General features: G+C 68.0%; 9 protein-coding genes. 4 read left to right on the top strand and 5 right to left on the bottom strand.

From position 1 onward, the window contains the following. The first annotated feature begins 43 nt into the window (after nucleotides 1-43). Complete coding sequence (locus E1P53_RS15645) at nucleotides 44-1,339, top strand: hypothetical protein (protein WP_181954856.1); 1,296 nt, start codon at nucleotides 44-46, stop codon at nucleotides 1,337-1,339. 23 nt (nucleotides 1,340-1,362) lie between these two features. Here the strand turns inward: E1P53_RS15645 and E1P53_RS15640 are convergent, their stop codons facing one another. The 3 genes from E1P53_RS15640 to E1P53_RS15630 form a co-directional block, all read right to left on the bottom strand. Then, nucleotides 1,363-1,860, bottom strand: a complete 498-nt coding sequence (locus tag E1P53_RS15640) for an HNH endonuclease (protein ID WP_006898934.1) — start codon at nucleotides 1,858-1,860, stop codon at nucleotides 1,363-1,365. Between the two features lie 398 nt (nucleotides 1,861-2,258). Next, nucleotides 2,259-3,125: an enoyl-CoA hydratase-related protein gene (locus tag E1P53_RS15635; RefSeq protein WP_006898933.1), complete on the bottom strand. Its 867-nt coding sequence runs from the start codon at nucleotides 3,123-3,125 to the stop codon at nucleotides 2,259-2,261. A gap of 169 nt (nucleotides 3,126-3,294) precedes the next feature. Next, nucleotides 3,295-5,841 carry an ATP-dependent Clp protease ATP-binding subunit gene (locus E1P53_RS15630; RefSeq protein WP_040526284.1) on the bottom strand — a complete coding sequence of 849 codons (2,547 nt, stop codon included), beginning with the start codon at nucleotides 5,839-5,841 and terminating at the stop codon, nucleotides 3,295-3,297. A 387-nt stretch (nucleotides 5,842-6,228) separates the two neighbouring features. On the opposite strand from E1P53_RS15630, the gene betT reads away from it, so the two are divergent. From betT to E1P53_RS15615, 3 genes are read left to right on the top strand one after another with little or no spacing between them, the layout of a single operon-like run. Further along, the gene (betT, locus tag E1P53_RS15625; RefSeq protein WP_131734847.1) at nucleotides 6,229-8,430 is read left to right on the top strand and encodes a choline BCCT transporter BetT; all 2,202 of its coding nucleotides are present in this window, start codon (nucleotides 6,229-6,231) and stop codon (nucleotides 8,428-8,430) included. Next, complete coding sequence (locus E1P53_RS15620; protein ID WP_131734846.1) at nucleotides 8,427-9,935, top strand: aldehyde dehydrogenase family protein; 1,509 nt, start codon at nucleotides 8,427-8,429, stop codon at nucleotides 9,933-9,935. Before betT ends, E1P53_RS15620 begins: the two co-directional genes overlap by 4 nt. 2 nt (nucleotides 9,936-9,937) lie before the next feature. After that, complete coding sequence (locus E1P53_RS15615; RefSeq protein WP_131734845.1) at nucleotides 9,938-11,500, top strand: GMC family oxidoreductase; 1,563 nt, start codon at nucleotides 9,938-9,940, stop codon at nucleotides 11,498-11,500. Between the two features lie 14 nt (nucleotides 11,501-11,514). Here E1P53_RS15615 and E1P53_RS15610 read toward each other — a convergent pair whose 3' ends face one another. Together E1P53_RS15610 and E1P53_RS15605 are read right to left on the bottom strand one after the other, a co-directional pair. Next, nucleotides 11,515-13,227, bottom strand: coding sequence for a hypothetical protein (locus E1P53_RS15610; protein WP_165484440.1), 1,713 nt, complete (start codon nucleotides 13,225-13,227; stop codon nucleotides 11,515-11,517). Then, on the bottom strand, nucleotides 13,112-14,074 hold the full coding sequence (locus E1P53_RS15605) for a hypothetical protein (protein WP_131734843.1): 963 nt from the start codon (nucleotides 14,072-14,074) through the stop codon (nucleotides 13,112-13,114). Before E1P53_RS15605 ends, E1P53_RS15610 begins: the two co-directional genes overlap by 116 nt. Nucleotides 14,075-14,080: the final 6 nt, after the last annotated feature.

The raw sequence follows: 14,080 nt of genomic DNA, 5'->3' as shown, positions 1-14,080 counted from the left end.
ACACGCTCTTTTCCCGACGGTATTCACCCGAGAGAGAACCCAGATGATCAATCACACCAACGTTTCCCGACGTCGATTCCTCGCCGGTGCGGCCGCCGCCGGTGTCGCCGCCTCGCTCGCCGCGACCGGCAGCTCCCTGGCCACCGCCACCCCCCGCAACGCCGCCCCGGGGGCGGGCGCTCTCGAGGAATTCCTGGATCTCCCGCTGACCGGTGTCGCCGAGGGCGTCACCCGCGGCGGCGTTCACCCGCGACTCCCGTACGACCTCGGACGCCTCGAGGCACTGGTCTCCCAGGCCCGCGCACGGGGCCTCGCGCCCAAGCGCTACGCGGCGCTGCTCTACCAGTTGCGTCTCGTCCAGTGCACCAAGGAATCCGGGATCGACCTGGCCACCTGGGACCCCGGCACGACACTGGCGCGGTGCAAGCCCAACATGATCAAGTCGTACAACTACTACCGGAACTTCCAGCTGCGTCACGACGAGCTGCAGTGGGCCGGCATGGGCGGCCTGGTCGGCGCCGACTTCGGCTCGGGCATCGAGGATCTGGAGCTCGGCAAGTTCATCTACGAGCTTCCCGGCATCGCGCAGCTCTCCCGCACCATCATCTCCAACGTCGGACTGCGCTACGGAATCGCCGCGCAGAAGGCCCTGCCGTCCGGCCTGCGCGCAGTGGCGACCCACGCCGACAAGATCACCCCGAACGACCTCGGCTGGTTCGTGCGCAAGGTCCTCGTGATGCAGAAGGCCATCTACCAGGACATGATGACCCAGCACCTCACCTACGTGCGCACCGGACTGACGGGCATCCGCGAGATGCACGCCGCGGAGATCATCGACGACCGGACCATGACCGCGTGGGAGGACGTGGCCTCCGGCGACTCGTCTCGCATCGCGCGCGGCAACGCCGACCTGCTCCGCCGCGAACAGGAATACTGCGTCGGCACCCTGTGGGACCAGTGCCGCGGTTACAAGAACGGCGTCGGCGAGGCGCTGACCTACATGACGACGCTCGCGGGCTCCCCGTCCGTCGCCGGCGTCCCGGCTCTTCGTGAGTTCCGGCCGGTCAAGTTCACGACCGACGTCGCGGGCGCCGGCAAGACCGAGGTCCAGCTCGGCATCCCCTCGTGGGACTGGTCGATCTTCAGCGAGCGCTGGACCTTCGTCACCAGCGAGCTGCTGCCGCGGTACACCTACCAGGCCAAGCACGACCGCGCGGCCCTCAACCGCCAGCTCGCCACTCCGTACGAGCAGCTGTGGAACCAGAGCCGACCGCTCTACAACATCCCTCGCATCCTCGCCTCCACGGTGAACGCCACGAAGGTGAAGCCCGCAGGCTGAACAACTGACGCCGGGGCGGCGGATCAGGCGGTCTTGGGGTGCAGCATGAACATCTCCCAAACCTCTTTCTGGTCCGCCGCCCACGGGTCGTAGACGAACGGGGCATGCCGCAACGCCATGCCCGCCTGCCGCGGGGTCCGGTTCGCCTTGAACCCGTTGCAGGACTTGCATGCCGCCACCTGGTTGCCGAACGTGCTGGGCCCGCCCTGGGACACCGGGACGATGTGGTCGACGGTGTCCGCGGGGCCGTCGCAGTAGGCGCAGATCCACTGATCCCGGCGCAGGATCGTCGCATTGGACGCGTAGGAATCCATGGTCTTGCCGGAGAACGGGCGGTAGGCGTTGTGCTTGATCGCCACCACCTTGTGGATCGGCAGCGACACCGTGGGCGAGTGGACGACACGCACCAGGGGTGTGCCCTCGACGTTGCGCGCGACCTCGGTGGTCAGCAGCACCGCGGCGCGGCGCCAGGTGACGCGGGCGAGGATCTGTAAGCCCGCATTCGTGACGAAGATGGTCATGGATGCTCCTCGATGCGTGGGCGGGTGACTGCGCCGACCATCGAGGCTCATGACCTCAGGAACCGGTGGCGCTCGATGTGACCGGCTCGGGTCGGGTCGGATTCAGGAGCCCGCCCCGGCAACCGGGGTCGGCCATCGGCCACTCGCGGACGACCATCGCCATACCCGTCGACATCTGCGCCACCTCCCTTCGAAACTCGTTCTCCTGGCCTGCTGAGGCACACGATAACCGCGGTCGGGGGACCCTGCCACCGTTTATCGTCCGTGTTCGCCGATGTTCACGTGTTCCATACGCGCTGTTCGCGTCGGCTGTCACCGGCGGTCGATCGGACGCCATGAGACGACGACGCCCCCGTCCGCGACTCGCGGACGGGGGCGGGTGAGCACAAGCGGCATGCTCAGAAGATGTCGGGCAGATCCTTCGACACGGTGTTGGGGTAGGTGGCCGGCCGCTTCTCGAGGAACGACATGACGCCCTCGTAGACGTCGCCGGACTGTCCGCGGTAGAAGATGGCCTTCGAGTCGGCGTGGTGGGCATCGAGCGGGCTGGGGGCGCCGGCCATCCGCCACAGGAGCTGGCGGGTCAGTGCCGCCGAGACCGGCGCGCTGTTGGCGGTCATCTCGCGGGCCACCGCGATCGCGGTCTCGAGGACCTTGTCCTTGGGCACCACCTGCTGGACCAGGCCGCGTTCGAGGGCCTCGTCGACCTGGACCATCTTGGCGCCGATGGTCCACTGCAACGCTGTGGGCAGGCCGACGAGGCGCGGCAGGAACCAGCTCGACGCAGCCTCCGGGACGAGGCCGCGGGCGGCGAAGACGAAGCCGAACTTCGCATCCTCCGAAGCGATCCGAACGTCGGCGGGCAACGTCATCGTCACCCCGACCCCGGCCGACGGGCCGTTGATCGCGGCGACGATCGGCTTCAGCGAGGCGAACATGCGCAGGGTCAGCAGGCCCCCCTCGTCCGGTGGAACCTCGTCGCCGGCGACCTCTGACGACGCATCGAAGGTCGACCCGCCGGCCTCGAGGTCTGCGCCGGCGCAGAACGCGCGGCCCTCTCCGGTCAGCACCACGGCACGCACCGAGTCGTCGGCGTCGGTCTCGTCGAGGACCGCGCGGATCTCCGCACCCATCTGAAGGGTGAATGCGTTGAGGCGGTCGGGCCGGTTCAGACGGATGATGACGATCTCGCCGTCCCGCTCGACGGAGATGGTGGGCTGCTCCTGCGCGGCCTTGCGGCCTACCGCTGATGTATCGCTCGTCACAAGTAGCGATGCTATCGAGTCGGGTCATGCAGGTTTCGCGCAGGAGCCGGTTTTCCCGAGCGAGCGTTCCGTCGCTCTAGACGAACCGGAGCCTCCCGTGCGCCGACACGACAGCGGCGGCGCCACCCTCTCGGGTGACGCCGCCGCTCATGTGTCAGACGGACTCCGGTCAGCTCGCGTCCGCGCTGCCGTCGCCGGCCTTGGACAGCTCGACCGGGGCGTCGGGAACCTCACGCGGCTTCTCCGACCCGGTGAAGGTGAACTTGGCGTCCTCGCCGTCGCCTTCGCCGTCCCAGCCCTCGACGTCGACCAGAACGATCTGGCCCGGGGTCAGCTCGCCGAAGAGGATCTTCTCCGACAGCTGGTCCTCGATCTCGCGCTGGATCGTGCGACGCAGCGGACGGGCGCCGAGCACCGGATCGAACCCGCGCTTGGCGAGCAGGCTCTTCGCCTTGTCGGTGAGCTCGATGGCCATGTCCTTGTTCTTCAACTGGGTCTCGACCCGGCCGATCATCAGGTCGACCATCTGGATGATCTCGTCCTGCGTCAGCTGGTGGAAGACGATGACGTCGTCGATGCGGTTGAGGAACTCGGGGCGGAAGTGCTTCTTCAGCTCGTCGTTGACCTTCTGCTTCATCCGCTCGTAGCCGGACTTGGTGTCGTCCTTGGACGAGAAGCCCATGCCCACGGCCTTGGAGATGTCGCCCGTACCGAGGTTCGAGGTGAAGATCAGCACGGTGTTCTTGAAGTCGACCGTGCGACCCTGACCGTCGGTGAGACGGCCGTCCTCGAGGACCTGCAGCAGCGTGTTGTAGATCTCCGAGTGCGCCTTCTCGATCTCGTCGAACAGCACCACCGAGAACGGCTTGCGGCGCACCTTCTCGGTGAGCTGGCCGCCCTCTTCGTAGCCGACGTAGCCGGGAGGCGCACCGAACAGGCGCGACGCGGTGAACCGGTCGTGGAACTCGCCCATGTCGATCTGGATGAGCGCGTCGTCCTCGCCGAACAGGAAGTTCGCCAGCGCCTTGGACAGCTCGGTCTTACCGACGCCGGACGGGCCGGCGAAGATGAACGAGCCCGACGGACGCTTCGGGTCCTTCAGGCCGGCACGGGTGCGGCGGATCGCCTTCGAGACGGCCTTGACCGCGTCCTCCTGGCCGATGATCCGCTTGTGCAGCTCCTCCTCCATGCGGAGCAGACGGGTGGTCTCCTCCTCGGTGAGTTTGAACACCGGGATGCCGGTCCAGTTGCCCAGGACCTCGGCGATCTGCTCGTCGTCGACCTCGGCCACGACGTCCATGTCACCGTTGCGCCACTGCTTCTCGCGCTCGGCGCGCTCGGCAACCAGCTGCTTCTCCTTGTCGCGGAGCGCAGCGGCCTTCTCGAAGTCCTGCGCGTCGATCGCGGACTCCTTCTCCTTGCGCGCCTCGGCGATGCGCTCGTCGAACTCGCGCAGGTCCGGCGGAGCGGTCATCCGGCGGATGCGCATGCGCGCGCCCGCCTCGTCGATGAGGTCGATCGCCTTGTCCGGCAGGAACCGGTCGTTGATGTAGCGATCGGCCAGCGTCGCGGCGGCCACCAGCGCGCCGTCGGTAATCGAGACGCGGTGGTGCGACTCGTAGCGGTCTCGCAGACCCTTGAGGATCTCGATGGTGTGCTCGACCGACGGCTCGCCGACCTGGACCGGCTGGAAGCGGCGCTCGAGCGCGGCGTCCTTCTCGATGTACTTGCGGTACTCGTCGAGGGTCGTCGCACCGATGGTCTGCAGCTCGCCGCGCGCCAGCTTCGGCTTCAGGATGCTCGCGGCGTCGATCGCGCCCTCGGCGGCACCCGCACCGACCAGCGTGTGCAGCTCGTCGATGAACAGGATGATGTCGCCGCGGGTGTTGATCTCCTTGAGCACCTTCTTCAGGCGTTCCTCGAAGTCACCGCGGTAGCGGCTGCCCGCGACCAGCGAACCGAGGTCGAGGGTGTAGAGCTGCTTGTCCTTGAGGGTCTCGGGCACCTTGCCGTTGACGATGGCCTGTGCGAGGCCCTCGACGACGGCGGTCTTGCCGACGCCGGGCTCGCCGATCAGAACGGGGTTGTTCTTGGTGCGGCGGCTCAGCACCTGCATGACCCGCTCGATCTCCTTCTCGCGCCCGATGACCGGGTCGAGCTTGCCCTCGGCGGCGGCGGCGGTGAGGTTGCGACCGAACTGGTCGAGGACCAGCGAGGTCGACGGGGTGCCGGACTCGCTGCTGCGACCGCCGGTGCCCGCTTCCTGCGGCTCCTTGCCCTGGTAGCCGCTCAGCAGCTGGATGACCTGCTGGCGGACACGGTTGAGATCGGCGCCCAGCTTGACGAGAACCTGCGCGGCGACACCCTCACCCTCGCGGATGAGGCCGAGCAGGATGTGCTCGGTGCCGATGTAGTTGTGGCCGAGCTGCAGGGCCTCGCGCAGCGAGAGCTCCAGCACCTTCTTGGCGCGCGGGGTGAACGGGATGTGCCCCGAGGGCGCCTGCTGGCCCTGGCCGATGATCTCCTCGACCTGACTGCGGACACCTTCCAGGGAGATCCCGAGCGACTCGAGAGCCTTGGCGGCCACACCCTCGCCCTCGTGGATGAGGCCGAGGAGGATGTGCTCGGTTCCGATGTAATTGTGGTTGAGCATCCGCGCTTCTTCTTGGGCCAGAACCACAACCCGTCGCGCGCGGTCGGTGAACCGTTCGAACATTGTTCTCCCTCACATTGCTAGCGCCCCGGCCGCCGCGAGAACACCTGTCGTGTCCGGCTCGGACACCCGGTGCGGGTAGGCGACGACCAGCCTGTCTCCACTCTAGAGGTCGCCGTGCGTGCACCTGCAGGTAAACCCTGCTCCGGATGCACGAATCCGCCGCTGCGGCGGGGATGTGCACAGTACAACTGCGCAGGCCGGGGCGGTGTTCCCGGATCAATACGCCGAGAGCGAACGGGCCGGGCGGAAAGGCCGGACGCGGCGAACCGTTCGTCGAACGCCGGATGCGGCCACCGACGCGTTGTCTGCGTCACCATCCGTTTGACTCGGTGCGAAGTGGGGCAAAACGCCCGCGTGGCCCGAAATGCCCCGCTACCGTCGGAATCCATGAGTGACGACGCGAGTCCACTTGACCGCTCCACTCCACACCACCCCGACACCGGTCCCCCGCAGCGCCGGACCGGGTCGGTCAACGTCGCGGTGTTCACCGCGTCGGCCGTCATCGTGCTCGCGTTCGCGATCTGGGCGCTCGCGGCGCCCGGCACCGCCGAGAACGTCATCGGCGAGGTCCGCGACTTCATCACCCGCTGGTTCGGCTGGTGGTACTTCATCCTCGCGACCGCGATCGTGGGCCTCGTCGTGTTCCTCGGCCTGTCCAAGTACGGGCGCTACCGGCTGGGCCCGGAGGAGTCGAGGCCGGAGTACAGCCTCTTCACCTGGACGTCGATGCTCTTCGCCGCCGGCATCGGCATCGACCTCATGTTCTTCTCCGTCGCCGAGCCGGTCACCCACTTCCTGATGCCGCCCACGGGCGACCCGGAGACCAACTCCGCCGCCCGGGAGGCCGTCACGTGGACCGTCTTCCACTACGGCGTCACCGGATGGGCGATGTATGCGCTCATGGGCGGCGCGCTGGCCTACTTCGCCTTCCGCCACAACCTCCCGCTCACGATCCGCGCCGCGCTCTACCCGATCTTCGGCAAGCGCATCGAGGGCCGGTGGGGCGATGCCATCGACGTCGCCGCGGTGCTCGGCACGATCTTCGGCATCGCGACCTCGCTCGGCATCGGCGTGGTGCAGCTCAACTTCGGCCTGAGCGAGATCTTCGGCATCTCCCAGGGCAAGGCGGCCCAGATCGGCCTCATCGTGCTGTCGGTCGTGATCGCGACCGCGTCGGCGATCTCGGGCGTCGACAAGGGCATCCGTCGGCTGTCGGAGATCAACGTCATCCTCGCGATCTTCCTGCTGATCTACATCACGGTGGCCCGAGACGCCGACTTCCTGCTCAACGGTCTGGTCCAGAACGCCGGCGACTACGTGGCCACGTTCGCCGACCGCACCCTGAACACGTTCGCGTGGGATCAGGTCGATCCCTCCCCCGGCAACGACGCGCGCGCCTTCGTCGACGGCTGGACCCTGTTCTTCTGGGCCTGGTGGGTGGCGTGGGCGCCGTTCGTCGGCCTGTTCCTCGCCCGCATCTCCCGCGGGCGGACGCTGCGACAGTTCGTCTTCGGCGTGCTCGTGGTGCCGTTCAGCTTCATCCTGTTGTGGATCTCGATCTTCGGCAACAGCGCCCTCGCGGTGGCCCGGGGCGACAAGGACTTCGCCGAGACCACCGCGTCGGCACCCGAGGCCGGCTTCTACTCGCTTCTTGACCAGTACCCGGGCGCGACGCTGCTCATCGGCGTCGCGACCATCACGGGCCTGCTGTTCTACGTGACGAGCGCCGACTCGGGCTCGCTGGTGATGGGCAACTTCACCAGCAAGCTCGACGGACCGATGACCGACTGCGCCCGGCCGGTGCGCATCTTCTGGTCGGTCGCCATCGGCCTGCTGACCCTGTCGATGCTCTTCGCCGGCGGCGGGGACGGGTCGATCCTGACCTTGCAGGCCGCCACCGTGATCATGGGCCTGCCGTTCTCGTTCGTGCTCGGCATGATCGGGTACTCGCTGCTGAAGGCGGTGCGTACCGAGTCGATGAAACTCGACAGCTTCCGCACGACCCTGCCCAAGGTCATCGCGGTGGGGCGCGGACCCACCGAGCAGAGCAGCTGGCGACAACGCCTCATCGGAACCCTGCGCTTCCCCGGACGCGTGGCCACCCGCAGGTTCCTGACGGCGACGGTGATCCCCGCGATGCACGAGGTGGCCGAGCAGTTCAGCGGCGAGGGGATACCCGCGTCGGTCGACGAGAGCGAGCAGAACGAGGGACTCCCGTCGCCGAGACTCATCGTCGAACTGGCCGATGCCCCGCGGTTCGAGTACTGCGTGTGGCCCGTGTCGGCGCCCACGCCCTCCTTCGCGGTCCGCTCCCAGCGCTCCGACGACCGCTACTTCCGCTGCGAGGTGTACCTCACCGAGGGATCGCAGGGCTATTCGCTGTCGGGGTACACGCGCGAGCAGATCATCGGCGACATCCTCGACCAGTACGAACGTCATCTCGGATACCTGCACCTCCGTGACGCCGCGGCGGACACGCACGACCACTCGCCCGACCCGGTCCCGGCGGACGACGCGGACACCGGATCATCCGCCGCCCCCTCCACCGAGACCGCCGACACCGACCCGGAAGGGGCGCCTGCTCCATGAGTGACACCCTCTACATCGACGGGCAGTGGCGCCCGGCCGCCTCCCGCGAGACACGCGAGATCCGTTGTCCCGCCGACAACTCCGTGGTGGGCGTGGTCGCCGAGGCGTCCGCCGCCGACACCGAGGCGGCGATCGCCGCCGCACGCCGGGCGTTCGACGACGGCAAGTGGAGCTCGACGCCCGCCGCCGAGCGCGGCGATCTGCTCCTCCGGATCGCCGACCGCATCGACGCCCGCCGCGACCAGTTCGTCAACGCCGAGACCCTCGACACCGGCAAACGGCCGTACGAGTCGGACATCGACATGACCGACATCGCCAACTGCTTCCGGTACTTCGGCAAGCTCGCCGCCCAGGACGCGGGACGGGTCGTCGACGCCGGTTCCGCCGACGTGGACTCGCGGATCGTCTACGAGCCGGTCGGCGTCTGCGGACTCATCACCCCGTGGAACTATCCGCTGCTGCAGGCGGCGTGGAAGGTCGCCCCGGCGCTGGCGGCCGGCAACACCTTCGTCCTCAAGCCTGCAGAGCTGACGCCGCACACCTCGATCCTGCTCTTCGAGGTGCTCCACGAACTCGGCCTGCCGGCGGGCGTGGCCAATCTCGTCCTCGGGCCCGGCGCGGACGCCGGCGCGCCGCTGTCCTCGCATCCCGACGTCGACCTCGTGTCGTTCACCGGCGGCCTCGTCACCGGCCGCGTCATCGCCCGCGAGGCGGCCGCGACGGTGAAGAAGGTCGCGCTCGAACTCGGCGGCAAGAACCCCGACGTCGTGTTCGCCGACGTGGGCGTCACCGACGAGTTCTTCGACGCCGCGGTCGACAACGCGCTCAACGCCGCGTTCCTGCACTCCGGGCAGGTCTGCTCCGCCGGCGCGCGGCTCATCGTCGAGGAGTCCCTGCACGACCGGTTCGTCGACGAACTGGTCCGCCGCGCCGAGCAGATCCGGCTCGGGCTGCCATTCGCCGACGGCACCGAAACCGGCCCGCTCATCTCGCAGGCGCACCGCGACAAGGTGCACGCCTACGTCGAGCAGGCGCGCGCCGACGGCGCCGAGATCCGTTGCGGCGGCGCGTTCGCCACCGGCGACCAGGGCTCCGGGAAGCTCGACGACGGGTGGTTCTACCTGCCGACGGTCATCGACCGCGCCGACCGCTCGATGGCGTGCGTGCACGACGAGGCGTTCGGGCCGACCGTCACCGTGGAGACGTTCACGACCGAGGACGAGGCCGTGCGCCTGGCCAACGACACCGTCTACGGGCTCGCCGGGGCGGTGTGGTCGTCCGACGCGGCCCGCGCGCGCCGGATCGCGGGCAGGATTCGCGCGGGCACGGTGTGGGTCAACGACTTCGGGCCCTATCTCCCCCAGGCGGAATGGGGTGGCTTCGGACAGTCCGGCTTCGGCCGCGAGCTCGGCCCGTCCGGCCTCGCGGAGTACCGCGAGGCCAAGCATGTCTACGAGAACCTCCGGCCGGGTGTGACCGGCTGGTTCGAGAACCGGAAGGGGTAGCGGTGACCGAGACCTACGACTACGTGGTCGTCGGCGGCGGTTCGGCGGGCGCGGCGGTGGCGGCGCGGCTGTCGGAGAACCCGTCGGTGACGGTCTGCCTGCTCGAGGCCGGCCCGTCGGATGTCGGCGACGAGGCCATCCTGCGTCTCGACCGGTGGATGGAGCTCCTTGAATCCGGTTACGACTGGGACTATCCCGTCGAACCGCAGGAGAACGGCAACAGCTTCATGCGGCACGCGCGCGCCAAGGTGCTGGGCGGCTGCAGTTCCCACAACAGCTGCATCGCCTTCTGGGCGCCGCGCGAGGACCTCGATTCCTGGGAACGCGATTTCGGCTGCGCGGGCTGGGGTTCGGAGGAGGTGTACCGGCTCTTCACGAAGATCGAGACCAACGACGCCCCGGGCGACCACCACGGTCGCAACGGCCCGGTCCACATCATGACGATCCCGCCCCGCGACCCCTGCGGCGTGGCCGTGCTCGACGCCTGCGAGGCCGTGGGCATCCCGCGCGCCGAGTTCAACAGCGGCACGACGGTGGTCAACGGCGCCAACTTCTTCCAGATCAACCGCCGGCCGGACGGCGTGCGCGCGTCGTCGTCGGTGAGCTACCTGCACCCGAACCTCGACCGGCCCAACCTCACGGTCCGGACCGGGTCGTGGGCCAAGAAGATCGCGGTGGAGAAGGTCGACGGCGACCTACGCGCGGTCGGCGTCGACATCACCGACAACGCCTTCGGCCGGACGACCCGGATCGAGGCACGGCGCGAGGTGATCGTGTCCGCGGGCGCGATCGACTCCCCGAAGCTGCTGATGCTCTCCGGGATCGGCCCGGCCGACCACCTCGTCGAGCACGGCATCGACGTCCTCGTCGACTCCCCCGGCGTCGGCGAGCACCTCCAGGACCATCCCGAGGGCGTGATCGGCTTCGAGACCAAGAAGCCGATGGTGCGGGAGTCGACCCAGTGGTGGGAGGCGGGCATCTTCACCACCGTCGACGACGACCTCGACCGGCCGGACCTGATGATGCACTACGGCAGCGTGCCGTTCGACATGCACACGCTCCGGCAGGGATACCCGACCAGCGATAACACCTTCTGCCTCACGCCGAACGTCACCCACGCCCGCTCCCGCGGCACGGTGCGGCTCCGCTCGTGCGACTTCCGCGACAAGCCCCGCGTCGACCCGAGGTATTTCACCGACTCCGAGGGCTACGACATGCGCATCATGATCGCGGGCCTGCGCAAGGCGCGCGAGATCGCCGCCGCCGCACCGCTGGCCGATTGGGTTGCGCGCGAACTGTATCCGGGTCCGGGGGCGACCACCGACGAGGAACTCGCCGACTACATCCGGCGCACCCACAACACCGTCTACCACCCGGTCGGCACGGTGCGGATGGGACCGCCGGACGACGACATGTCGCCCCTCGACCCCGAGTTGCGCGTCAAGGGCGTCGCGGGTCTCCGGGTCGCCGACGCGTCGGTGTTCCCCGAACACACGACGGTGAATCCGAACATCACCGTGATGCTCGTCGGGGAACGGTGCGCGGAGCTGGTCCGGAGCACCTAGATCCTCGCCCCGGGTCAGGTGGTCGATGCACTGATCAGCGTCGCCGCCGCGATGCTCGCCGCGGAGTCGGCCGGGGCGGGCTGAGGGGTCTCGCTGAAGGGGAATCGGGTCTGGTCATTGATCGCGAATCGTTCGAGTCGCGCCGCGAGATCGTCGAGCCAGCCGTCGGTGTCGATGCCGAGCGTGGTCGCCGCGGTGTACGCCCAGGCCGCCGCGGTGAGCGACTCCCCCTCCAATCCCTCCCTGAAGGATCTCTGCGGATCGGACAACGGCCTCAGCGCGTCCACCAGTGCTTCCATTCCCGCAGCCGAGGCTGCGGTGATCAGCTCGTCGACGAGACCAGGGATCTGTTCGAGATCGCTCGAATACGCGGCCGTGAATGCGGCAGCATCGGCGGCCGACGGTTGCGATCTCGGCGTGATGTCGAGTACCCGTGCGAGTTTCAGCGCTTCGGTCCAGGTGTAGAGGTTGACGTCGAGATCGGCGAAATCGGCGTCGGCGACCCATCGACGCCCCGACTCGAGGACCCGGTCGGGACACCGGAGCCGGCTGTCGACAGCGCACAGACCCGCGAACAGCGCGTCACGGGACGCATCCTCGGGGGCGTCAGCGGTATTGATCTGGTCCTGCACCGCCGCGGTGAGCGCCCGCGGAATCTCGGCCCCGCCATCGTGTAGTGCTGCGGCGTAGGAGAATGTCGACCGAAGTCCACCCGGAGGCGGCGGGATCAACATTCCGTCGGCGTCGATCGCCTGCTCCAGCGGGTCGAGCACCGGCGTCGAGAGTTTCTGCAAATGGCCGGGTTTTCGATCGGCGACCACCACCGCCGCGAGTGCGGACTGAGCGTTGAGCTGTCCGGCCACCTCGACGGCGCAGTCCACCAAGCGATCCGGGTGATAGAACTCCGGATCCGCCATGCGACGAAGCTGGTGGATCGCCATCCAGTGCGAAGCGGCCGTCGGGTCGCTGCAGGTCACCTCATCAGGCAGGGACGGCAATGTTCGGCTGTCGACGTGCACCTCGATTCCCGCGGCACCGAGGGCACGCGCCGCGAGATACCGCTGATAAGGCGTGACGTCGGCGTCGGCGACGATCCCCTGGACATCCGCACGATGCGGTTCCAACACCTGCGTCCCGGAACATCCCAGAACCTGGGCGCTGTACCCGGCCTCACCATCCCGCGTGCGGATCGACTCGACGGCTCTCGCCCTCACGTCGACCGCCATCCTCTGCTGAGCCCGGTCCAGCAGGTCGCCGCTCTCGTCACCGACCGCCATGCAGAGCTGGAAGGCAGACCAGATCGGTTCGATCCTCGCTGTCTGATCAAGCGTCTCCAATAACCGGTCCGACGACACCGTCGGCAACTTCCGTCCGCCGAACCGGAGCGCTGCCCTGCCGTATGCGGTCTGGTAAAGGGTGCCGGCCGGTGAGGTGTCGGGTTTCATCGACGGCACGACCAGCCCGTCTGAGCCCGCCAGGCTCGGATACGCCGCCGCTAGCTGATTCCACGGGTTCGGCCCCTGCGGCGCCGGCGCACCTCCACCACATCCGGCAACGACCATGGTCAGCGCGACAGCACCGGCTGCCACCGCCGCCAGACGTGTACGCGCACTAGTTCCGGACGCCGGCACTCGCATACCCCTTCGCTCCGTTGTGCTCGAACCAGCCTTCCGAGGTGACACTGAAGTACGTCGAGAACATGCCGCAATCGGCGGTTCCGGCCACATCTGAGATGTAGCTATTGGTGTTCGTCCACGTCAGGGACTTGGCGTTCTTGTCGGTTCCTTCGGCCGCGATCGACACCGACCCACCGTTCCCCTTGCCGCCACTGACCTCGACCGACGCCTTGATGCCGTGGGTCTTGGCTGTCGCGACGTTCCGGATCATTCCGACGGGGAGCCGCTGACCATCGCGGTACGTTTTCGCGGAGGTCGCGAAACTGCAGTGCTTGAAGTACAGAGCGCATGCCCATGCATTCGCGTAGATCCTGATGCCGGACAACTTGTCTGCGTAGGAACTCGAATCGGACGTGAAGCCACCGTTCCCGTCGTTGCCGTCAGCGGAGGCCGGGGTCGACAACGAGTGGTCGTTGCGCTGCTTCGGGGCAATCACCACGCTGGACGGTGTGGTGCCCCAGATACGAGGTTGATTCCGGTCGACCCCGTTTACATTGTCTCTGCGGCTCGTCGGTGCAGTCGACCTCGGCCCGCCCGCGACCGTCGGCGCACTCGATGTCGGCCCACCTGACCCTTTCGAGTCAGATGTCGAGGGCTCAGCATCCTTCTCGGGCGTCTTCGTCTCTGGCGTGTCGGCGCCGGGCGACAGCGTCGGCGGCACACCTCCGTCCTGTCCGCCGCCGCACTTGTATGGCACCGGCGGCTTCGGCGCGTCACTCGGCTTCTTGCCGGGATTGGCTGCGGCCCAAGTGTTCTTCCAGGCGTCGTTGTATGCGGCAGTCTCCCGCTTACAGCGCTCGGCCGGGGTCTCGGCGTCCGCAACGCCGATGCCGGCGACCAGCCCGATGCTGGCACCGATCGTCACCACGGCCAATGCCGCTCTCTTGGCGATGTTCACTGTCTG

Source organism: Gordonia paraffinivorans (assembly GCF_900683595.1).
Classification (GTDB): Bacteria; Actinomycetota; Actinomycetes; order Mycobacteriales; family Mycobacteriaceae; genus Gordonia; species Gordonia paraffinivorans.
Note: the sequence above shows the minus strand (reverse complement) of the source record. Positions and strands in the feature narration are given on the sequence as shown.